Source organism: Clostridium sp. MT-14 (assembly GCF_042436595.1).
GTDB lineage: Bacteria > Bacillota > Clostridia > Clostridiales > Clostridiaceae > Clostridium_B > Clostridium_B aromativorans.
The window spans coordinates 47847-70058 of the sequence record NZ_JBHMIY010000014.1 but is presented as its reverse complement, the minus strand read 5'-3'; the positions used below and the strand labels follow the sequence as shown (position 1 = coordinate 70058).

Genomic DNA, 22212 nt, shown 5'->3' with positions numbered 1-22212 from the left:
GTTATTAAAAGGTGTATATTATGGTTTTAACTGAAAATGAAGCCTTTTTACTTGCATCAGGATATACTTTTGATGTATCGAATGTAAGGATTAAGACCATTTGCCATAAGATACTGGATATAAGGGATATGAAGGTTAAAGACATATACATGATAGCTGACTATGAAGAAGCATTGGAATTATATAGGCACTATAAGAAAGGCTATATGCGTAAAATAGGTCTCCATAGAAAACCTGAATTCGTAAATAATACTTTAATGGTTCAGCTTGATAAGGAAGGGCGTGGTTAAAATGGCCATGCCTTTTTTAGATGTCTTCAATTTTGAAGGGTTCGGCATAAATGTAGAACCAACCTACTATCAGTCAGTTAGTTGATCCAGTTCAGCATCTACATAGGTAGGTTATAAACCAAAAGCCAGGTCAATATTATTGACTTGCCTATCAAGTTCAGCATCTACATAGGTAGGTTATAAACAGAACCAGGTAGGTTTAAACGACCTCGTTGGTAAAAGTTCAGCATCTACATAGGTACTTTGGCCATTGAGATAAATCCACGTTTCCCTGCAAGGATACGTCAGTTCAGTACCTACATATGTACTTTGGCCATTGTTCATCAAGATATTTAGCCGAGGAAAAATTTCTCTGGTTATCATCTACATATGTACTTTGGCCATTCGTCATTAATGACGAAAACCCTCAAGGTGAGACGGGTAGAAAATTCTGCTGGTTATTTAACCGGCTGAAAATTTAGCTGGCTGTAATATATATGACGACGGCTAAAAATTTAGCTGTCCTCTTTTTTTACCTGTATAATTTTTAANTTATTTAACCGGCTGAAAATTTAGCTGGCTGTAATATATATGACGACGGCTAAAAATTTAGCTGTCCTCTTTTTTTACCTGTATAATTTTTAAATTCTATGGTATAATATCAGTAATAAGAAGGGTGGATTATGAATTTAGTCTGCTTGATTAAATTTGTATAAGTGTTAAATAATAGATAGTTTGAGCAAAGGGCTATCTATTATTTAATATTGACTTTAATAGTGTGTATTGTATAATTAACTTAAGAATAGAGATAATAAAAACAGGATGCTGGTAACATCCTGTAGTATACAACTCAGTTGTTAAGGCAACTAGTAAAGCGAACTTATAAAAAAGTGGCCATACCAATCGCGTCGGTGGGCTACTTTTTTATATTATTTATTAGCACGATAATTAGATTTATCAAAGCTATCAAAAACGATAGAGCAGCAAAAACTACTATAAACATTTCGTACATATGTATCACCTCCCTTCTTAAAGGGATGGCAATACCAGTTGCCCACACACAACTTATTGAATTGTACATTTCACATTATATCATAGAATATAGATGCTGAAAATGTAAATTTATTTATGCAGGTGAGTAGCAAAATGCTATTAAAACCAACATAGAGCCGTTTTAAGATAGGCTTTATATTAAGACGAATTAACCTTTAAACATGTAAAAGTTAAAATATGGAGCATGAAGGTATATGAATGTGAGATAATATATCTGGGGTTAAATATTTTAGGTGTATGGTGTTTTGCCACCCACCTAAAAGCATTGATATTATTAAAATTACATGTATAAAATTTGCCCCTCTTTTTGCCACCTATAGTTTAGGATAATCAAGTATGGACAGGCATATATTAAAAAATGAAATGATTATATATAAGGGATTGAGGGGTATTTAAAATTATCAAAATGTGCTCCTCGAAAATCCAGAGGCCGGGAGTTCGAATCTCCCTGGGTGCATCATTAAGTATTGAAATTAAAGGATTTGCAGAAATGCAGATCCTTTTTAAAAATTTTGTTATCATTCACTTGATCGTATATAATTATATTGAAGTGATGAGTATTCAAAACGTAGATGACTATGAAAAAAGTCAATAGTTACTACAGACTTTTGAGGTGATCAATATGAAATATTATGTTAGTGATGTGGCGCGTATACTTGGGTTGACACCAGGTGCATTACATTTTTTTGAGAGCAAAGATATTATTAATGCAAAAAAAGAAGATAATGGATACCGTTATTATGATGAAGAGGATGTTTTTAGGCTGCTGTCTTACTTCAAATATCATTCAATGGGTATTCCTCTCAAGGATATAGGAAGACATTTCAGCGGAAAAGTACCAGCAGAAATATATTCACAAGTGGGTCGATGCCATGCCTGCTACTCATCTTTCTGTTTTTTGCACCGGATGGAAAAATGAAACCGATGAATCAACGGCAGTTTTGGGTTATTCAATAAGACCTGAGGAAGCAGAAAAGTTAAATTTGCCGTTTGACAAAGGGAAAATGGTATCCTTGCATTCACTTCCCTGCTATCACACAATTGTTACTGCCGATTCAGATTTTGCCTATTTTCCCGGCAAAGTTTTTCATAAAACATTGGAAGCTATCCGCGAACGTAATCTGGTTCCTTCTTCGGCGCCTTTTGGCAATGTTTTGTTGGTAGATGTGGATAGCAATACAACGCATCCTATAGTGGAATTATGGTGCCCAATCCATTAATCTAATATTGAATTGTTATACACTTTTCTGTCCTGCATTTATGTATAGGAGACGAATGGTGTATTTTTTATTGAAAAATTATTATAACTCTTGACTTAATAGTTACTATGAAAAAAACCAGGGGTGAAAATCCCTGGAATGAGGTTTAATACAACATGAGTTTAAACACCGGGGATTCATCATCCCCAGCATAAAGTAAGTATCAACGCACCAAGAAATAAATATTTTAGTTCATATGGAATTTAAATATTTTAACATCTTAAATACCTTGATATCCTTACACGAATAGTATGCGTTAAAATTGAAATATTATTCTGGTAATTTTAGGAAGATGATTATGTGGAAAAGTTGATAGCGTATAAAAGAAAATAAAGAAGAATTAAATAAAAGTGAATTATAGGGCACCAGAAAATCTAGTATTTATTGCCATTTTTTTATTTTAGCAGGATATTATCATTGCTTGTAGAAATTTATATAGACGTAAAAATTGAGGAGGAAATAATATATATGGATAAAGAGAATTTAAAGCAAGAAATATTAGACATACTAGAAAAACATAATTATATAAGCAGATTAAGTGAATGCCCAATGACTACTTTAAGATTTCTTTTAAAAATAGATGATGCTCATTTGGATGCTTCTCTAATTTATGATGCTTTATGTGAACTCCAAGAAGAAGATAAAGTAATAAAAAGTTTTGAACCATTTGCCGGTGATTTGAATATGAAAATTAATGCGTCAAGATGGTATTTAAAACAACAGGGAAAAGAGGAAAGCCCTAAGAAGAGTATAGATTAATTTCTATGCTCTTTTAATTAAATAGTTAAAGTATCTTAGAGAGTATAACAGCCCCTTGTTTTAATACATATGGATGAGTTTATTATTAGGACAAACACTACTTATTTTGGATTTATAAAATGTGGTGAACCTGCAGCCATGATGTCTATATAAGATAAGTATATAGAAAAAGCTAAAAATAGCTTTTTTTATTTTTGTACCTCATATGTTAGAATTATGTTATTACGAATATTGGAGGTATCTATGAGAAGCAGAAATAAGATAAAATTAAGTAAAGAAACAAATTATTCATACAATAATTAGATTTGTTACAAATAGTTAACTAATACGACACTAAGCTGTAATAGAAACCACATATACTTATATATATCAGATATTTAAACGTTAATTAAAAATAAATTTAAAAACCATTTAAAATGGTAATTACCAAATTGGTGCCTGCGGTTGCAGGGTACTGTAAACTTAAATGCAACCACCACAAGATTCTTTATAAAATTTGGTCTCCCTTAATTATATTTTAAAATAAGCATTCGTCATTTAGGATGCTTATTTTTCTTTATATAAAGGAAAATGGGGGGCATGTAAACTGGAATGATCTCATGAGTGTAATGTATATGAGCATGTGAGGAATAAAGATACTATAGGAATAATACAATTAGAATATAGAGATCTATTGGAACAATTCAGTATATGTACAGGCCATTATATGGATATAACCAAGAATCCAACAGATTAAAGGCGTGTGTAAATACTTTAACTACTGTGAAGGGGATGGAGAAAGTTACATGGGATATAGGAATTCCGCAAACCTAAAAAACAAAATATATAAGGATTTATTTCTAATATTTATAATGGGTGCTCTATACATGGTATTTGAGGGGTTATGGCGTGGCTGGACACATATAAGTATGCTGGTAGTAGGTGGAACAGCGGCCTTCTTTATAGGAAGACTTAATGAGTATCCTAAATTTTATGATAGGAAAATGTGGCAGGAATGCGTAATTGGAACTTTCATAGCTCTCGCATTGGAATTTACTTCAGGGATTATATTAAACATATGGTTAGGACTTGATGTGTGGGATTATTCTGATGAGCCTTTTAATTTATATGGACAGATATGTTTGCCTTACGCTGTATTGTGGTTTGTGTTGATGCCACTTTGTATATATTTGGATGATTATTTGAGATATAAGCTATTTGGAGAGAAAAGGCCTGTGGGATTATTAAAAAATTATAGAGATCTATTTGCAGATAATTAAAAGTAAAATATATAAGTATAAAAGCCTAAAGGAGAAAAAGGGCTTTATTTTTTACATAAAATATTAATAATGTTGTAACAAAACTGTGACAGAAGAAATCTAAACTTATATTTAGTCTAGATAAAAAACAAATTTGATGGAAAGAAAGTGATTATATCGTGAAAAAGATACTTATTCCAATATTGGTAGTGGTAATAGCAGTAGTAAGCATTGTAGTATATAGAAATACTACAAAAAAATCCGAAAACAATAAATCACAATCTTCGCAGACTCAAGTAACCATCCAGAATATTGAAAGTACAGTTTCCGGCTCAGGAAGTGTTGTGCCCCTGAATAGTGGAACAATTAAAGCTGAAGGAAAAGATACTGTATCTCAGGTACTTGTAAGCAAAGATCAAACGGTAACTGCAGGGCAGGAACTTATTGCTTTTGAAGATGGAAGTGCCGCAATAACAGCTCCCTATGACGGAATAATAAGTCAGGTAAATGTAAGTGCAGGAGATAGTGTAAATCCAAATCAGGCTCTTTTGAGTATATTTGATAACAAGAATTTCTATACCACAATATCCGTAGACGAGACAGATGTGCCGAATTTGAAAATTGGGCAAAAGGCCAATATAAAAGTCAATGCATTTCCAGATACCAGTTTCACAGGTACTGTCAAGGATATAAGTCAACAGGGAACATATTCCAATGGAGTGTCAACTTTTAACGTAATTATATATTTTGATAAAATAAATGACATAAAATCCGGAATGTCTACAGAGGCTTCCATAGTAACAGCATCAAAAAATAATGTACTTGCTGTACCTATAGAAGCAATAAGAGATATGGATGGTAAAAAATTTGTAATACTATCTTCTGACGATGGAAAAATGAAAATGCAGCAAGTTCAGGTAGGAATTAATAACGGCAAAATGGTTCAAATAGTTGAGGGGCTAACAGAAGGGCAAAAAGTTCAATTACCTCAGATTGAAAGTTCAAGCGGAAGTCAGTCCTCAGCAAAAAGCAGAAGCGGATTTGGAATGATGAGAAGCGGAGGAATAGGTAATTCTAGACAAAGTGGAAATGGTGGAAGCCAAAATAGAGGAACAAATTAATTATGGGATAAAATGAAATACGTGGGAAAGGAGAACTTTTATGATAGAAATTAAAAATCTGTGCAAGTACTATACTATGGGAGATACTAAAATAAAGGCACTGGATAATATCAATTTAAGTATATCTGATAATGAATTTGTTTCAATTGTAGGTCCCTCAGGTTCCGGCAAATCTACACTTATGAATATAATTGGATGCCTTGATGTCTGCGATTCTGGAGACTATATTCTAAATGGTATAAGTATAAATGAAATGAGTGAGTCTGAGTTAGCTGACGTAAGAAATAAACAGATAGGATTTATATTTCAAAATTTTAACCTGCTTTCTAAAATGAATGCTGTAGAAAATGTAGAAGTACCTCTCCTATATAGGGGGATAAGTGAGAAGAAATGCAGGGAGAGGGCCATGGAGTGCCTTGAAAAGGTGAAACTTAAAGGAAGAGAGTATCATAGGCCAAATCAACTTTCAGGAGGGCAGCAGCAAAGGGTAGCTATTGCAAGGGCACTGGCAGGAGGGCCGAAAATCATACTGGCAGACGAACCTACAGGTGCCCTGGACAGAAAGACAAGTGAGGAAATAATGAATACTATGAAAGAACTCCATAAAAGTGGTAAGACTATAATATTGATAACTCACGATTTGAAAATTGCAAGACAGGCAAAGAGGATTGTGAGCATGGAAGATGGAAAATTGAAGGATGGGAAATTATACATGGAGGAGGATTGATTAACATATGAGATTATTTCAGACTTTAAAGCTAGCTATAAAAAATATAATAAGCAATAAATTGAGGTCTATTCTCACCATGATAGGTATAATTATAGGAATTTCTTCCGTTATAGTATTGGTAGGTATGGGAAGCGGCTCCACAAAACAGATAACTTCCCAGGTTCAGGCTCTTGGAACTAATCTTATTATGGCAAATACCTCCAATAACAATGGAACCAAGCAATTTACCCTTGAGGATGTAAAAAATATTCAGGATTTGCAGGGAATTTCCGAGGCAGCACCTACTATTAGTGCCAGTGCTACGGTTAAAGTCAATACAAAATCTCAAAGTACTTCTGTAACCGGAACTACGCCGAATTTTATGGATGTGAGAAATATGACGCTTTCAGAAGGTAGATTTATAGCCGACCTGGATGTAGATTATAGAAATAAGGTTGCAGTTCTGGGATCTGATATTGCAACCCAGCTTTATGGATTTAATGATCCTGTAGGTCAGGATATCAGTATAAATGGAAATACTTATAGTGTTGTAGGAGTGTTGAAATCACAGGGAAGTTCCATGGGAAACAACACAGATGACATGGTGATTGTACCATCATCTACGGCTATAAGCCTTGCTGGCAGTAGAAATGTACAAAGTGTGTATATAAAATCTTCCAGCGATCAAAATGTAGAGATGGTTACAAATGAAGTAAATACCTACTTAAATAATTATTTCAAGTCCACAGATAATAGTATCAGCCGAGTCATGAGTCAGAAACAATTGCTGGATACCATGAGCTCAATAACCAGTACCATGACTTATTTGCTTGGGGGAATAGCTGCCATATCCCTTATAGTGGGAGGAATAGGAGTAATGAATGTCATGTTGGTATCTGTCTCAGAACGTACTAAGGAAATTGGAATAAGAAAGGCACTTGGGGGAACAAAAAAAGATATTCTGATTCAATTCTTGATAGAATCCCTGGTTCTGAGTTCACTGGGTGGTATAATAGGTGTAATATTTGGTATTTTAATTGGAAAGGCAATAGCTGCTTTTGGAGTTTCAGTAGCGTTTTCAATACCTGTAGTAATTTTTTCATTTTCTTTTTCCATGATTGTGGGCATTGTATTTGGCATATTTCCGGCATATAAGGCCTCTAACCTTAAACCAATAGATGCTCTTAGATTTGAATAATACTTTGTCTTATATAAAAATTGTATTTGTTATTTTGAATATGAGAGGTAAAATAATTATATTATATAAATTAAAGGGAGGAATTAAAGTGAATGAAGTTTATGAATACTTAAAAAGTATCGGCACTTATTATTTGGCAACGTCTGAAGGTGATCAGCCAAGGGTTCGACCTTTTGGAACAATAGACATCTTTGAGGGAAAGCTTTACATCCAGACTGGAAATGTTAAAAACGTTTTTGCTCAAATGAAAAAAAATCCTAAAATTGAAATCTGTGCTGTGGGAAAAGATAATACCTGGATACGTGTTACAGCAACTGCTGTTCAGGATGATAGAGTTGAAGCTAGACAACATATGCTTGATGAATATCCAAATCTTAAAAGTATGTATGCTGCTGATGATGGGAATTGTGAAGTCCTTTATCTAAAAAATGCAACTGCTACTGTCTATTCCTTTACAGAGAAACCTAAGACTATTAAATTTTAACATTGATTTTAAACTATTGATTTTTTCTGTTGTTATGGTAATATATAGTTATAGTGGTAATGATTCCTTTCTAAAAAGGTATGCGTTTTATTGTGCAGCATAAGGTTAATACTTGATTATTATGCCATTTGTAAGCTATGCCTCGCAAAAAAATTTTTGGAGCTCCTTAAAATAGGGGGCTCGTTTTCTTTTGCCGTCAAAAGTATTGTAAGCAATTTACTTTAACTCCATATTTCACAAAGGATATATTACTTCAACAGGGATAAAATATTAGTGAATTGAAAATATGTATTTTAGGAGGTAATATTTTATGAAAGGTTTATTTGACAATGTTTTAGGTAATGGCAGTGACGATGATGATAATAAGAAGAAAAGTAAAGATGGGGAAAGACTTACACTTCATGAGGAAGAGCTTGATATAAATAAAAGCAAAGTTCCAAAGGGTGAAGTTGAACTGAGCAAAGAAATTGTTGAAGAGCCAAAAACAGTTGATGTTCCAGTTACGCATGAAGAAGTTGTTATAGAAAGAAGACCAGTAGATAATAAATCCAGTGATACACCTATTAGTGATGAAAAAACCATACGTATTCCAGTCAGTGAAGAACAGGTTAATGTAGGTAAACACACTGTGGTAACTGGAGAGGTATCTGCTCATAAACGTGAAGTCAAAGAAACGAGGAAAGTGGATGAAAAACTAAAAAGAGAAAAAGCTCGTGTAAACGCAAATGGTGACGCAAAGATAGTGGATGATAATACAGATCATGACTTTCATTAAGAAATTTACCCCAAGGCTGTCATTGATATAATACTCCCGACTTCATAGAGTGGGAGGTAAGCACTGCCGCGCGCCTGGATAAGGTGATTCTTAGGTTTGCAGTGATTTGCTCATGGAAAATCTTCCCTATAAACAAATTTCATTTGAACCTAAGAATCACTTGATCAGTGCTTATTTTGCATATACAAGGCAATTAGCAGCAGGGTGCTAATTGAATGAAACACGGATACAAATGTAAATGTAAAGATAACTCTATAAGGAGTATTGCTTGAATTTATTTGCATGATATCTTATAATTATGATATATGTAAAATATAGTAATAAAAGGAGTTGATCTATGGTGGAGGAACCTTTACAAGTTTTAAAAACCAGAAGAAGTTGCAGAAAATATCAGCAGAAACAGATCAAAAAGGAAGAGCTGGATGCTATTCTAGAAGCCGGTACTTACGCACCAACGGGTATGGGTAAGCAATCTCCAATTATCATAGTTATACAGGACAGGGAAACGATTACGAAAATTTCTAAATTAAATGCAGCTATTATGGGAAATACGTCTGATCCATTTTATGGGGCACCAACTCTGCTTGTTGTCTTTGCTGACAGGAAAGCGGCAACTTATGTTGAGGACGGAGCTCTTGTTATAGGCAATATGCTGAATGCCGCTCATGCTATTGGTGTGGATTCCTGTTTTGTCTACAGAGCAAAAGAAGTGTTTGAAACTGAGGAAGGCAAAGCTTTGTTAAAGAAATGGGGAGTTCAGGAGGACTATGTTGGAGTCGGTAATTGTATTCTAGGATATGCTGCTGAGGGTGGTATTGCTCCAGCTGCGCCGAGAAAAAAGGATTATATTATCCGGGTCTAATTTTTTGTAACAACTAAAAGAATAAACAGAGTTCTTTGCTTCAGGTGGGGTTTTTGACATCACCTGAAGTTTAAAAATCGTTATCCAGGGGCGTAGCTGCCCTTATCTGTTACTTGTAGAAGTGGCAGTATTAGGGCAGGTAGCTATCGGATAAATTTGAGAACTAAATAGGCAAAGAGTTTCAGATAAAGCTGGGACTCTTTTTGTTTTATTGAAGCAATACGAATTTTGGAAAGACGATGGGCAATTACAAATGTAAAAGCCGGACAATTATTTGCGGAAGAAATTTTGGGAATGAAACCGGAGGTTTTAGTCGAATCAATGTATCCCTAATTTTTGAATTTATACCAATAGAATGAACTTAAAAATCCTACGAAAGATATAAATGCCATAAGGTAATATGCTAAACTCATATTATAATTATTTACAATTATTCCTGTAAAAATTGGAATAATAGTCATACCTAAGCCATAAATAGCCTGGAAATATCCCATAGCAGTAGACTTTTTCTTCTGATCTACATTTTTCATTGACTCGCTTGTACAAAAAGAAAACAAAATACCTGTAGACATGACAATTAAAATTTGCGCAAAGTATATATGTAGTACGGAACTTGTATTTGGAACAATTATACAATATATGCAAATGCATATAAGTACGGTAGGGATCCAGAACTTAGCGCCCTGTTTCGCTGCCAATTTTGAAGCTGAAAAATAGGAAGTGATTACAGCTACTAATATATATATTATTGAATTTATACCAATTTGAAAACCAGAAGCTCCTAGTTGTTTAGCAATCTGATTGGTAAAAGACATTGCTGTAGACATAAGTATCCCCTGTTGTACCAGTGCAAGTAATGAAAATCCAATAAGTCTTTTATCCTTATATATGGTAATAAGCTCTTTAACAGGCAGTGGTTTAAAATCAATTTTAGGCTCTTTTATGAAAATCCAATAAAAGTAGATGGGAATGCAGCTGCCAGACTTAATATACACAAGAAATTCATACCAAATTTATCGTAAAACATAGATCCCATAACAAATCCCACAAGAATTCCTATGTTGTTTGCACCTATAATAATTCCCATAGATTTCTGCATATCTTCTTTTTTAAAATAATTTGAATATAAAACCATAAAAGAGATCCACATTGCTGAGGCCAGTCCAGAAAATAAACTTCCAAGTAAAAAACCAATACCATTTGGGATAAATATTCTAAAAAGGGAAGCTAGTCCACTAGAACAAGCACCAATTATAATAAATAATTTATGATGGCCTTTTCTATCAGCCATTATTCCTATTGGCATTCTAAGTAACATCTGTGATAATCCATACGCTCCGACAACGGTTCCAACAAAACTGGTGGTTGCACCAATTGAAAGTAAGTATGGTGCTTGATAAGGCATATAAACGTATTGTGAAAACCAAAACATAACTACGATAATTAATATAATTCTTTTTTGCAACTTTACATTTAACTGATTAATTTCAATCATATGACTGTCCTCCCGTGATTTACTTAGGTATCCTTATTATTATAATGGAAAGTAATAAAAAATGATATATTTGTTGAAATAATGTAATATTACAATATATGTGTTATAATACTGGGTATTATGTTGAACGTGGTACCTAAGGAAAATACAGGAGGGAGGATGTAAAATGATAGGCGTAATTGTTAATACTGTGGCTGTGATCATAGGGAGTATTGTCGGCCTGTTGTTTAAAAAGGGAATTTCTAAAAAGGTTACTGATGCGGTTATGGTTGGAATAGGTTTATGTACTGTCTATATTGGAATATCGGGAACGCTAAAGGGTAAAAATACCCTGATACTTATAATTTCCATTGTTATAGGCACTATCATAGGGACATGGATTGATATTGACAAACGAATAAACGCTTTAGGGGAGTGGATTGGAAAACGATTTAGAGCATCTTCTGACAATTCCATTTCAGTTGCGGAGGGTTTTGTTACAGCCAGCCTTTTATTTTGTATAGGGGCAATGACTATTGTAGGATCATTAAATGCAGGACTTATTGGAGATAATACGATGCTTTTTACAAAATCCGTGCTTGATTTGATATCATCTACGATACTATCTGTAAGCCTTGGCATTGGTGTATTGTTTTCTGCCTCTTTTGTTTTCATATTTCAGGGTGCCATTGTTTTGCTGGCACAGTTTTTACAGCCGATTTTAACTAATTCAGCTATTGGAGAAATTACCTGTACAGGCTCTCTGATGATTATAGCGCTTGGATTAAATATAATTGGTGTCACTAAAATTAAAGTGGCAAATTATTTACCAGCAATTATTGTGACTCCTATTTTATGTTGGATAGTGACATTAATATAGGATGTTGAAAATAACTGCGAAATCTATTAAAAAATTTTACTTGTACATATTATTCTATTTTTTGTAACTATTACACCCTTAATTATCAAAGATACTACGTATATTGGTATGTATATGACTATTTATTTTATAAATAGTTCCCCGCTTGAAACCCCAGTTAATTCTGGGGTATATTTTTTTGATGTAAAAGGGGAGAAAAGCCCTAGACGGATCCGGGGCTTTCATTATTACGCTATATTGACATAATAATATGCAGTTTTGTGAGTAAGGACTGTATCAGTTGTTTTATTATTATTAAATTGAATAATATCTACTTTATGTTTACCTGTTTTGATATCATTTCCCTTTAGTTCCATATTTGTCTTACTGTTGGATAATTGTTTTTTAGAGTTGAAAACACCATCTATGAATATATAGCTCATATATTTATTATTGAATTCACTTGGGGTTATTTCAACTTTTTGAGATGAAGTATTTTTCTTGATATTTATAATCGGAACATTTCCATCTTTAAAGGTGTTAGATGATGGAGATATATAAAATTTGCCTGGACCCATGTCAGTCTTCAAATTTTTAGGCAATTCTGCTAAGTCGTTTTTAGCTTTGTTCTCTATATTTTGTGTTTTGTTTTTAACATTGTTAGATTGTTGTTGAGTTCCACAGCCTATTAAGTTTATTGTAATCAGTAAGGATGCTGTAATCACATAAAAAGTTTTTTTCATCTATATCCACTCCTTGTAATTTATATGAATATTTGTTTGGTAATAATTAAAGTTTGTGCATTATAAAAATAGTTATACTAGAAAATTATAAAAGTCACATTTAAAATTTAAAATAGGAAACTGAATTGCATATCGACAATGTCAAAAAGTGCAGTTTAAAAATATATTGAAAATAAAGGAGGGGTTTTATGTTGAAAGGTGTTGATATAAGCAATCTCAATGGTTCAGTTAATATTCAGCTTGTCAAAAATACAGGACACAAATTTGTAATTGCAAAGGCCACTGAGGGAAGTACCTTTGTGGACAAATTTTATAACAGCAGCATTAAAGATGCCAGGGCACTGGAGCTTGTCACTGCAGCATATCATTTTGCCAGATTTACGACTAAAGAAAAAGCTATCCAGGAAGCCAGTTTTTTTAAATCCACTGTTGCAGGCACTGATCTTGACTTTGTAGTTCTGGATTTTGAACAGCAGTGCAGCGGGGACATGACGGATGCCTGCCTGGCATTTCTGGATGCCATATCTTCTATAGCGCCGGCGGTGATTTATTGCAATCCAAACTATATAAAATCACATCTAAATTCCAAAATAACAAAGTATCCTCTTTGGATTGCCAATTATGGGACAAGTTCTCCAGATTTTACGCTGTGGAGCAAATATGCTATATGGCAGTATACGAATAAAGGGCAGATATCGGGTATGTCCGGATATGTGGACCTTAATTATATGGCGGAGGATTTCTACAATTCTCTAAAAAGGGGTGAGAAAAAAGTGGATGCTATTGTGATATATAACTACGGTGCTGATATGCATTCTGCGGAATTACTGGCTGATTTTTTAAATTGTCCTACGATTTCTAATGCCAGAAAGTTTGATTATTCTCAAGTGAAAAATGTTTATGCTGTTGGAGGCAAGAAGGAACAGTATACAAGCTATTTAACAGAACTTATCAGCGGTACGGATAGATATGAAACAGCAGAACGTGTACTTGATTTTATAAAAAAAAGAAAAAAAGCCGTTGATTTGTAATAGAGTATTAAATGAGTAAGAAAAAAACCAGGGATGAAAATCCCTGGAATGAGGTTATTATAATATGAGTTTAATTGAAATTTAAACACCGGAAATTCATCATCCCCGGTGTAAAGTAAATACCAATGTACTGAATGACAAATATTTTGGATCATATGAAACTTTAAATATTTTATAATCTAAATACATTGATATTCTTATATAAATAGAATGTGCAAAAAGCAAATTATTATTCCGGTAATTTTAGGTATCGGTGATTTTACAATAGAGGTAACAAATATGATATAAAGAGATAGATGAAAATTCATATAGATATTATTCAATTGAACTCCTTAAGATTATAAATTGCAGAATAAGCATCCGTTTTTTTAGGATGCTTATTTTGTTTTGAATCAGCATATTCTGTATTAAAAGTATTTGTTTGGGGGTATTATATAATGAAAGAGCAATTGCTCAGTTTACTTGTGGAGTTTATTTTAGGTATAGTTGGAATTATAGGAGGTTATGTACTTAAGAAGATTTCTGATGTAGTGAAAGAACAAAGAGAATCTTTTATAGCTAGAAAAGGAATGGACAATTATAATCATGCTCTTACTGTAGCAAAGGGAATGTACTATGTTTTAGAAGACGAATTTAGTTCTGTACAAAAATCGGGAGATATTAAGAAAAGCGAAATGGATAAAAGATTGCTGCAGCTATTACCCTGTCTTACCCAAGATGAATTGAATGCTATAAATAAACAGGTATGTATCAGTGCTGATAGTAAAGTAAAACAGCAATCCTTTCAATTGGAGGAGCTTAAAGAGACACAATCTAAATTGCGGCAGCAGCTAACACAATTACAACAGGAGAATTTACGCTTAAAACAGATTATAGCTAATACACAAAATTTACGTCAACAGTAAAAATAAAGAGCTTATCCGTAGAGATGAGAACATATTTGTGGTAGAATTAAATAAAGTGCTTGGAGGGAGTTGGTTTAATATGTATAGGGAATGGTTGGAGGTTCTAGAAGAAAATAGAGACAAAGTGGAAAATGGGCTCAATGAGTTATTTAGACAGGTGGTTTCAGGAAAACATGAAGAAGAAAGAGAAGGAATTCTAAGCATTGGTGCTGACGGTAATATTGATATATATTTCGAAAATAAGGAATATGTATTAAAGGAAGATTCAAATGAAGCTGAATTGGAAATTATAAGAATTGACTGTGACAAGTATAAAAATTTAAAAAGCAGAGATGATATTGAACAAAAAATGGAATATCTAAAAAGTAAAGTTATACCTGAAACTATAGATAAACTGTATGAAGATGTAAGAGGATGGGCATTGGAAGAGAGTTAAAAATGGCGTATTGTATATTTTTTATAAGCTATCTTGAAATTTTTTAAGATAGCTTATTTTAATGTCGAAATTAAAGCATCTGAGAAATATTTTATTCATTAACTTTAAAATATGATTCAAATAATTTAATTAAATTCTACAAAATTAAATTGTATAAAATAAAAAAATATGTTATTATAGACTTGAAATAATGATTCATATGTGCATAAATTACATTTTCATATATGTGTAAGAATTCGACAAACATATTGTAGATATGAAAACGTTTATCACATAAAATACCTAATCATATATATTTACAGGACTTTTTTAAATAAATGAATTTTTTTATGCATAAATTACATATATATGAAGGTACGTAAACAATTAAAATAATATTGACAGGGGGAATGAGTTATGGAACTAAATCTAGAAAGGATCAAAAAGGCTAAAGAAAATATTAAAGATGTAGTAAGGGAAACTCCTCTTTTTTACACCAGTACTTTTTCCAAAAAATGCGGCTGTAATCTGTACTTGAAATGTGAGAATAAACAGAAAACAGGAGCTTTTAAATTAAGAGGTGCATATAACAAGTTGGTTAATCTGAGTGAAGAGGATAAGAAAAAGGGAGTTATAGCTTCTTCGGCGGGTAATCATGCTCAGGGAGTTGCCTATGCATCGACGGCTTTTGGAGTAAAATCTACAATTGTTATGCCTGCTACTGCACCTAAAGCAAAAGTTGAAGCTACTAAGGGTTATGGAGCTGAAGTAATTCAGGCAGGCCAGGTTTACGATGAATGTTATGCTAAGGCAGTAGAAGTTCAGAAGGAAACGGGAGCTACTTTTGTTCATCCGTATAATGATGTGGATGTAATGGCAGGTCAGGGAACTATAGGAATCGAAATATTGGACAAATTGCCTGAGGCGGATGTAGTGATAGTTCCAATAGGTGGAGGTGGATTGATATCAGGTGTTGCTACGGCAGTTAAATCCATAAAACCTTCCATAAGAGTTATAGGAGTGCAGCCTGAGATCATAGCTTCTACTAAAGTTTCAATGGAACAGAAAAAAGTAGTCACACTCCCTGGTGCAAAGTCCATAGCTGATGGTACATCTGTCTGTGCCCCTGGAGATAAATGTTTTGAATATATTCAAAAGTACGTAGATGAAGTTGTAGCTGTGAGTGAGGAAGAAATAGCATTTGGAATGTTTTCGTTAATGGAAAGAAACAAACTGATAGCTGAAGGTGCTGGTGCACTGCCCCTGGCAGCTTTACTGGCTGGAAAAGTAAGCGGAATAGAAGGCAAAAATGTAGTAGGGCTTGTAAGCGGTGGAAATGTAGATATAGCTACTGTTGCAAAAATAATAGAAAAAGAATTGGAGAAAAATAGTCGCTTATTGCAATATTCTTAGATTTGTTGGAATAAGTACTCTATATAGCATTTTATTTTAATTAAAGGCAGGTATGTAGACATCAGGAAAATTCTTTCCTGATGTCTTGTAGTTTATCAGGTGATCTTTGAGTACAGTAAAAAGCTAATAGTGAAAGTTGTATAGTTAACAAAAATTTGACATAATTAAAATTAATGATCAATGATATGTCTATAATATAATATGATAAATGCAGATGATTATTTATGATACCATAAAAGTGTACCGAATTATATCCAGTAAGACATCGGGAGATACCTGGTGAAGAAGTTAGTTTATATTAAATAGAGGAGGGAATAAATATTGGCTGATTATAGGGAACTTTGGAGCAAACTTGGGGTCGATTTGGAAAAGCATGATGAGTTGTGTGCTGTGCTGCCAAAATTATATGAGGGAACATATCTCACTCAAGAAAATAGACCTGAGAGGATGAATTATTTTAATTCTGTATTGGCTGAAATACATGGATTTAGAATTAAAGAGTTGGACGAGCATAAGAAAAATGGCGGGAAAGTAGTCGGAACCTTTTGTGTATTTGTACCAGATGAAGTTATACTTGCAGCAAATGCAATAGGAGTAGGGCTTTGTTCAGGATCTCAATTTTGGGTTGAAGACGGTGAAAAGGTTTTACCTAGGAATATGTGTCCTTTGATCAAAGCATTCATGGGGGCAAAAGTGGGAGGAACATGTCCTTATTTTCAATCCTGCGATATGGTAATTGGAGAGACAACCTGTGATGGAAAAAAGAAAGCCTGGGAAGTATTGAATGATTATGTGCCGGTACATGTTATGGAACTTCCCCAGATGAAAAGGGAAAAGAATTATGATCAGTGGATAGGGGAAATAAAGGATTTTATAGGCAAGATGGAAGAACTTACCGGAAATAAGGTTACTGTTGAGAGCCTAAGAGAAGGCATAAAAATTATCAATTTAAAGAGAAGGGCATTGAAGAGATTGTATGGCTTGAGAAAATATAAACCTTCTCCAATAAGCGGACTAGATGCACTTTTGATATCTCAGGTTGCATTTTTTGATGATCCACAGAGATTCACAGAAAAATTAAATGAGCTTTGCGATGAATTGGACGAGAGAGTAAAAAGTGGGATGAAGGATGAAGGTAAAAAGAGGGTTATGATAACAGGAACTCCTATGGGACTTCCCAACTGGAAACTTCATTCCATTGTAGAGAGCTTAAATGCGCAGATAGTAGTTGAAGAGACCTGTACCGGCACAAGATATTTCGAAAATGAAGTGGACGAAAAGGGAGAAACCCTGGAAGATTTGATTAAAAATATAGCAGACAGGTATATGAAGATAAATTGTGCCTGTTTTACGCCCAATACGGGCAGAATTGATGATATAATAAAATATGCAGGTGAATACAATGCAGATGGAGTAATAGATGCCAATCTTTCTTTCTGTCATACTTATGCTGTAGAACACAGGGATGTGGAAAGAGCATTAAAAGAGAAAAACATACCTGTTATGCAGATAGAAACAGATTATTCCACAGAGGATTCCGGACAGATAAAGACCAGAGTTGAGGCATTTTTGGAAATGATTTAGATTGACTGCGCGGTGTAGCTGAAAGATCAAGTGATTCTTAGGTTCAGATAGAGTTTGCTTATAAGGAATGCTTACTCCATCTGAACCTTAGAAGAACTTATCCAGGCGCGTAGCAGTACTTATCGTAAGCTTTAAGAAGTTGGAGTATTAGCAATGGTAGCGTTCGGATAAAAAAATGCCTGAAGCTTTTTAAAAGAGAATCTTCAGGCATTTTTTGAATTTTTTAATAAAGGAGTTGATGGGGTGGATACTGTAAGATATTATATACTGTTTCCCTGCCATACAGAAGGTATAAAAATGGAAAAATTGTTAAAGAAAAATAAAATTAGATATACAATTGTACCTACTCCAAGAGAGATTTCATCTTGCTGTGGAATATCTATAATGTATAATAAAGAAGACGAAGAAAAAATAAAGGAATTGATATACAATTATAATGTGAAAACCCTTGGATTACATTCTGTAAATAAAAAAATAGTAAATCCTTATTTATAGCTGTGAAGGTTACTGTAAAATGATATTCTTGTAGATAAAGGTGGTATTTTATGACTTGTGTAGGAATAGATATAGGCTCTACGGCTTCAAAAGTTTGCATATTTGATAAAAAAATCCAAAAATTATTTGTACTTCCCACAGGATGGAGCAGTGTTAAAGTTGCCGGCGATATAAAACTCCATCTGAAGAACATCGGATTTACAGAGGAAAATTGTAAAATAGTTGCTACAGGTTATGGAAGAGTATCTGTTCCATATGCCCATAAGACAATAACTGAAATTACATGTCATGGAAAGGGAGCTTTCTATCTTTTTAAAAATGACTGTACTGTGATCGACATAGGCGGGCAGGATACCAAGGTGATTACTGTGAAAGACGGTAGAGTCACCGGATTTACAATGAATGATAAATGTGCTGCTGGCACGGGAAGATTCCTGGAACTTATGGCAGGCACTCTGGGATTGGAAATAGAAGAACTATGCGAAAGGGCAAAACATGGAAATGGGATAACCATAAGTTCCATGTGCACTGTATTTGCCGAATCCGAAATAATAGGACTGATAAGCAGCGGAAGTAAAAGAGAGGACATAGCTTTTGGCATAATAGATTCTATCACAAGTAAGGTGAAATCTCTCTGCCAGAAACATGGAGAGGGGTTTAATTACTTTTTAACAGGGGGTTTGAGCAATAACGAATATATAATGGACAGTCTTTCTAAAAAACTTAAGCAGCCTGTCAAGAGCCACAAATATGGAAGATATGCAGGAGCCATTGGAGCAGCTCTTGCAGCAGGGGAACTGAAGCTTTGATTTGTGAAGTTAACTTTCTGTGTAAAAATAAGTATCAGTGAAAACTGATACTTATCAAATGATTATAATTTTAGGGAGTACTGCTATCTTTGATATTTGTCGCTGCTCGAATTTACTGAATTTTTGAAAATTAAGATGCAGAGCAGTGCTATTGTCCCATTAACTGCGATTTTACCTGCTGAACGTCACTGCTGTCAGCCATCATTGCAGGCTTATAATAGCCTTTTGATTGGGCAAGCCTATAGAGTTCATATTGAGATGTTTCGCAGTTGTTTCTAATCTGTTGAATAGTTGATCTGAGATTGGGATTAGCACATTCAGCTATTACATTGGCATAGGTTGTTAATTCACCTTTGGCCATGGAAAGTGCGTCGTTTATCATTACTTTGTCTTGCATGTTTTTTACCTCCTAATTTAGAAATGACATTAATTGTTGTTTTGTTTTTTGGGCATCTTGTGCTGATTTTTGAAAGTATGATTTCACCTGTGGATCAGTACAATTCTGCATGTATGCCTGCATTTTTTCATAAGCTGTTTCGTGAGCTCCAATGAGATGTCTCAGATTTTGAAGTTCCTGTTGATTTAACTGTGACATAGTGTATATTTCTCCTTTCATATTTTTATTTACCAATATCTATTATCTTTAATTTTAATTTAATTATGCAGAAGTATAAAAAATTAGCGGGGATAATTTTAGAAATTTTATGTACATATAGATCAGCCTCCTATAAAATCACCGCCATTTACATGTATGGTTTCACCGGTGATGTAAGAAGCTTCGGATGACGCCAGGAATACGTAGGCGGATGCCAGCTCTACCGGCTGACCTGGCCTGCCTATGGGTGTAGTAGAACCAAATTCACCAACTTTTTGTGCATTGTAGGAAGAGGGTATGAGAGGTGTCCATATAGGCCCCGGTGCTACGGCGTTGACCCTTATATTACTGCCTATAAGTGACAGCGCCAGAGAACGGGTAAAGGACACAATTGCACCTTTTGTAGAAGAATAGTCGATTAGGTCCTTACTCCCCCTGTAGGCTGTTATGGAAGCTGTATTTACTATGCAGCAGCCTGGTTTGAAATATGGCATTATTGCCTTGGTAATATAAAACATGCTGAAGATATTTGTCTTGAATGTTTTTTCCAGCTGTTCCTCTGTTATATCTTCGATGCTGTTTTGTGGAAATTGTACTGCTGCATTATTTATGAGTATATCTATTTTGCTGTAGAACTCTATGGTTTTTTCAACGGCGGTTTTACAAAAATTGTGATCTGAAACATCTCCGGGAATTAAAAGACATCTTCTTCCTGAATTTTCTATAATTTTTTTTGTATCCTCCGCATCTGAATGTTCATTATAGTACACTATTGCCAGATCCGCACCTTCTTTAGCAAAAGCTATGGAAACCGCTTTTCCTATTCCACTGTCCCCTCCTGTAATTAAAACTGTTTTATCCTTCAGTTTATCCGAACCTTTATATTCAGGGTTTTCGCTTATTGGCTTTGGATTCATCTCGGATTCCACTCCGGGCTGTTTGATTTGTTTCTGCTGTGGAATGGATTTTGTAAAATTTAAATAAAAATCATTGTTCATCTTTAAAAACTTCCTCCTAATTTAAACTTTCAATAATAGTATGTATAATTGTAAGAATAATATCCTAACCAGAATAGTGCATATAAAAATGTTTTCATCCTGTAAGGCCAATTCAAGTGAATTCAAATGTAAGTTGACAATTTATCATGACGGGTATACTCTAAAAAATGTGTTCGAATTTGTTGATTGACATTTATATTTGAAAGGAAGACGTGAATTGGGATATATTTTTATTGGCTTGACTGCGGTGATTTTCAGTACCATGGAGATTACGGGAAAACTTATAGTTGGAGTAAATCCGCTTCAGCTGAATTTTTTAAGGTTTTTAATAGGTGGTTTATTTTTAGTGCCCTTTGCTCTTAGATCCATGAAATATAAGAAGATCAAACTTAAGAAAGAGGATTTCCTCTACTTTGTGATGACAGGATTTTTATGCGTGGTAGTCAGCATGTCATTTTTCCAGCTGGCAGTTACATATACAAAAGCATCTACTGTAGCAATAATTTTTAGTACTAATCCGGTATTTACAATTATCCTTGCTTATTTTGTTTTAAAGGAAAAGATGAACAGGGGAACTGTTATATCAGTTGTGTTGAGTATAGTAGGCATGGTTTTTATATTGAATCCTTTTGGGATAAACAGTGATATGAAGGGAATATCATTTGCCTTTCTCTCTGCAGTATCTTTTTCAATATATGCTGTAATAGGAAAGCTGAGATCGGAGAGATATGGGTGCATGGTTTTAAACTGCATGACTTTTTTGACAGGAGATATAATCATGTTTTTTCTAATGCTGATATCCAAAATGCCTGTCATTATAAATTTCATAGGTACTAATGAAAATTTAAGGTTTATGGCAGACATTCCTATTTTTTATGGAATAAGTTCTGTCAATATAATTCCTGTAATGTTTCTTGGAATTGTAGTAACCGGGATGGGATATATGTTTTATTTCCTTGCAATGGACAAGACTTCAGCATCTATGGCTTCCATGGTTTTCTTTATTAAGCCGGTTTTGGCACCAATTTTTGCACTCATTGTATTGGAAGAGACAATACTTGCAAATACTACAATTGGAATATGCTTTATTTTGATTGGATCTTATTTTTCAGTCGGCTGGAGGGGTAAAAGCGTTTTGGCAAAAGATTAGGTATTGTGGTTATA

25 protein-coding genes and 1 pseudogene are annotated in these 22212 nt (G+C 33.9%); 20 read left to right on the top strand and 6 right to left on the bottom strand.

What is annotated here, in order from left to right; translation table 11 throughout:
- Window positions 1-20: 20 nt before the first annotated feature.
- The 11 genes from ACFHWD_RS11295 (at window position 21) to ACFHWD_RS11245 (ending at window position 9727) form a co-directional block, all read left to right on the top strand.
- Window positions 21-290 (top strand): hypothetical protein, encoded by a 270-nt coding sequence (locus ACFHWD_RS11295; RefSeq protein ID WP_378061921.1) that lies wholly within the window; start codon window positions 21-23, stop codon window positions 288-290.
- 1654 nt (window positions 291-1944) lie between these two features.
- On the top strand, window positions 1945-2241 hold the full coding sequence (locus tag ACFHWD_RS11290) for a MerR family transcriptional regulator (protein WP_150357392.1): 297 nt from the start codon (window positions 1945-1947) through the stop codon (window positions 2239-2241).
- On the top strand, window positions 2195-2542 hold the full coding sequence (locus ACFHWD_RS11285) for a hypothetical protein (RefSeq protein ID WP_150357394.1): 348 nt from the start codon (window positions 2195-2197) through the stop codon (window positions 2540-2542). The genes ACFHWD_RS11290 and ACFHWD_RS11285 overlap by 47 nt, the downstream gene beginning before the upstream one ends.
- A gap of 507 nt (window positions 2543-3049) precedes the next feature.
- A complete protein-coding gene (locus tag ACFHWD_RS11280; protein WP_229981167.1) occupies window positions 3050-3340 on the top strand; it encodes a hypothetical protein in 291 nt (96 codons plus the stop codon).
- A 785-nt stretch (window positions 3341-4125) separates the two neighbouring features.
- Window positions 4126-4599 (top strand): hypothetical protein, encoded by a 474-nt coding sequence (locus ACFHWD_RS11275; RefSeq protein ID WP_150357400.1) that lies wholly within the window; start codon window positions 4126-4128, stop codon window positions 4597-4599.
- A gap of 158 nt (window positions 4600-4757) precedes the next feature.
- Window positions 4758-5699 carry an efflux RND transporter periplasmic adaptor subunit gene (locus ACFHWD_RS11270; protein ID WP_378061918.1) on the top strand — a complete coding sequence of 314 codons (942 nt, stop codon included), beginning with the start codon at window positions 4758-4760 and terminating at the stop codon, window positions 5697-5699.
- A 40-nt stretch (window positions 5700-5739) separates the two neighbouring features.
- Window positions 5740-6426 carry an ABC transporter ATP-binding protein gene (locus ACFHWD_RS11265; RefSeq protein WP_179978455.1) on the top strand — a complete coding sequence of 229 codons (687 nt, stop codon included), beginning with the start codon at window positions 5740-5742 and terminating at the stop codon, window positions 6424-6426.
- A 7-nt stretch (window positions 6427-6433) separates the two neighbouring features.
- On the top strand, window positions 6434-7606 hold the full coding sequence (locus ACFHWD_RS11260) for an ABC transporter permease (protein ID WP_150357406.1): 1173 nt from the start codon (window positions 6434-6436) through the stop codon (window positions 7604-7606).
- Between the two features lie 88 nt (window positions 7607-7694).
- Window positions 7695-8090, top strand: coding sequence for a pyridoxamine 5'-phosphate oxidase family protein (locus ACFHWD_RS11255; protein ID WP_229981164.1), 396 nt, complete (start codon window positions 7695-7697; stop codon window positions 8088-8090).
- 310 nt (window positions 8091-8400) lie between these two features.
- On the top strand, window positions 8401-8865 hold the full coding sequence (locus tag ACFHWD_RS11250) for a YsnF/AvaK domain-containing protein (protein ID WP_378061915.1): 465 nt from the start codon (window positions 8401-8403) through the stop codon (window positions 8863-8865).
- A 337-nt stretch (window positions 8866-9202) separates the two neighbouring features.
- Entirely contained in the window at window positions 9203-9727 is a 525-nt protein-coding gene (locus ACFHWD_RS11245) for a nitroreductase (RefSeq protein WP_150357412.1), read from the top strand.
- A 329-nt stretch (window positions 9728-10056) separates the two neighbouring features.
- Here the strand turns inward: ACFHWD_RS11245 and ACFHWD_RS11240 are convergent, their stop codons facing one another.
- Both ACFHWD_RS11240 and ACFHWD_RS11235 read right to left on the bottom strand, forming a co-directional pair.
- On the bottom strand, window positions 10057-10722 hold the full coding sequence (locus tag ACFHWD_RS11240; protein ID WP_378061913.1) for an MFS transporter: 666 nt from the start codon (window positions 10720-10722) through the stop codon (window positions 10057-10059).
- Window positions 10668-11222 carry an MFS transporter gene (locus ACFHWD_RS11235; RefSeq protein WP_378061911.1) on the bottom strand — a complete coding sequence of 185 codons (555 nt, stop codon included), beginning with the start codon at window positions 11220-11222 and terminating at the stop codon, window positions 10668-10670. Before ACFHWD_RS11235 ends, ACFHWD_RS11240 begins: the two co-directional genes overlap by 55 nt.
- A 166-nt stretch (window positions 11223-11388) precedes the next feature.
- On the opposite strand from ACFHWD_RS11235, the gene ACFHWD_RS11230 reads away from it, so the two are divergent.
- Complete coding sequence (locus ACFHWD_RS11230; RefSeq protein WP_150357414.1) at window positions 11389-12081, top strand: DUF554 domain-containing protein; 693 nt, start codon at window positions 11389-11391, stop codon at window positions 12079-12081.
- 227 nt (window positions 12082-12308) lie between these two features.
- Here ACFHWD_RS11230 and ACFHWD_RS11225 read toward each other — a convergent pair whose 3' ends face one another.
- On the bottom strand, window positions 12309-12803 hold the full coding sequence (locus tag ACFHWD_RS11225; protein ID WP_150357415.1) for a hypothetical protein: 495 nt from the start codon (window positions 12801-12803) through the stop codon (window positions 12309-12311).
- A 188-nt stretch (window positions 12804-12991) separates the two neighbouring features.
- On the opposite strand from ACFHWD_RS11225, the gene ACFHWD_RS11220 reads away from it, so the two are divergent.
- From ACFHWD_RS11220 to ACFHWD_RS11190, 7 genes and pseudogenes are all read left to right on the top strand, one after another.
- Window positions 12992-13834: a glycoside hydrolase family 25 protein gene (locus ACFHWD_RS11220; RefSeq protein WP_150357417.1), complete on the top strand. Its 843-nt coding sequence runs from the start codon at window positions 12992-12994 to the stop codon at window positions 13832-13834.
- A gap of 437 nt (window positions 13835-14271) precedes the next feature.
- A complete protein-coding gene (locus ACFHWD_RS11215) occupies window positions 14272-14739 on the top strand; it encodes a hypothetical protein (protein ID WP_378061909.1) in 468 nt (155 codons plus the stop codon).
- 79 nt (window positions 14740-14818) lie between these two features.
- The gene (locus ACFHWD_RS11210; RefSeq protein WP_150357419.1) at window positions 14819-15175 is read left to right on the top strand and encodes a hypothetical protein; all 357 of its coding nucleotides are present in this window, start codon (window positions 14819-14821) and stop codon (window positions 15173-15175) included.
- Between the two features lie 396 nt (window positions 15176-15571).
- A pseudogene (gene ilvA, locus ACFHWD_RS11205) lies at window positions 15572-16561 on the top strand (threonine ammonia-lyase); the annotation flags it as partial.
- Between the two features lie 327 nt (window positions 16562-16888).
- Window positions 16889-18151: a double-cubane-cluster-containing anaerobic reductase gene (locus tag ACFHWD_RS11200; protein ID WP_150357423.1), complete on the top strand. Its 1263-nt coding sequence runs from the start codon at window positions 16889-16891 to the stop codon at window positions 18149-18151.
- 243 nt (window positions 18152-18394) lie between these two features.
- Complete coding sequence (locus ACFHWD_RS11195; protein ID WP_150357425.1) at window positions 18395-18646, top strand: DUF3343 domain-containing protein; 252 nt, start codon at window positions 18395-18397, stop codon at window positions 18644-18646.
- Window positions 18647-18696: 50 nt separating this feature from the next.
- Window positions 18697-19455 (top strand): acyl-CoA dehydratase activase, encoded by a 759-nt coding sequence (locus ACFHWD_RS11190; protein WP_378061906.1) that lies wholly within the window; start codon window positions 18697-18699, stop codon window positions 19453-19455.
- Window positions 19456-19603: 148 nt separating this feature from the next.
- On the opposite strand, the gene ACFHWD_RS11185 is transcribed toward ACFHWD_RS11190, so the two are convergent.
- From ACFHWD_RS11185 to ACFHWD_RS11175, 3 genes are all read right to left on the bottom strand, one after another.
- Complete coding sequence (locus ACFHWD_RS11185; protein WP_150357429.1) at window positions 19604-19852, bottom strand: spore coat protein; 249 nt, start codon at window positions 19850-19852, stop codon at window positions 19604-19606.
- A gap of 12 nt (window positions 19853-19864) precedes the next feature.
- Window positions 19865-20050, bottom strand: a complete 186-nt coding sequence (locus tag ACFHWD_RS11180) for a hypothetical protein (protein WP_150357431.1) — start codon at window positions 20048-20050, stop codon at window positions 19865-19867.
- Window positions 20051-20172: 122 nt separating this feature from the next.
- The gene (locus ACFHWD_RS11175; RefSeq protein WP_229981161.1) at window positions 20173-21048 is read right to left on the bottom strand and encodes an SDR family oxidoreductase; all 876 of its coding nucleotides are present in this window, start codon (window positions 21046-21048) and stop codon (window positions 20173-20175) included.
- A 217-nt stretch (window positions 21049-21265) separates the two neighbouring features.
- Here ACFHWD_RS11175 and ACFHWD_RS11170 point away from each other — a divergent pair, with 217 nt between their 5' ends.
- On the top strand, window positions 21266-22198 hold the full coding sequence (locus ACFHWD_RS11170) for a DMT family transporter (RefSeq protein WP_150357435.1): 933 nt from the start codon (window positions 21266-21268) through the stop codon (window positions 22196-22198).
- Window positions 22199-22212: the final 14 nt, after the last annotated feature.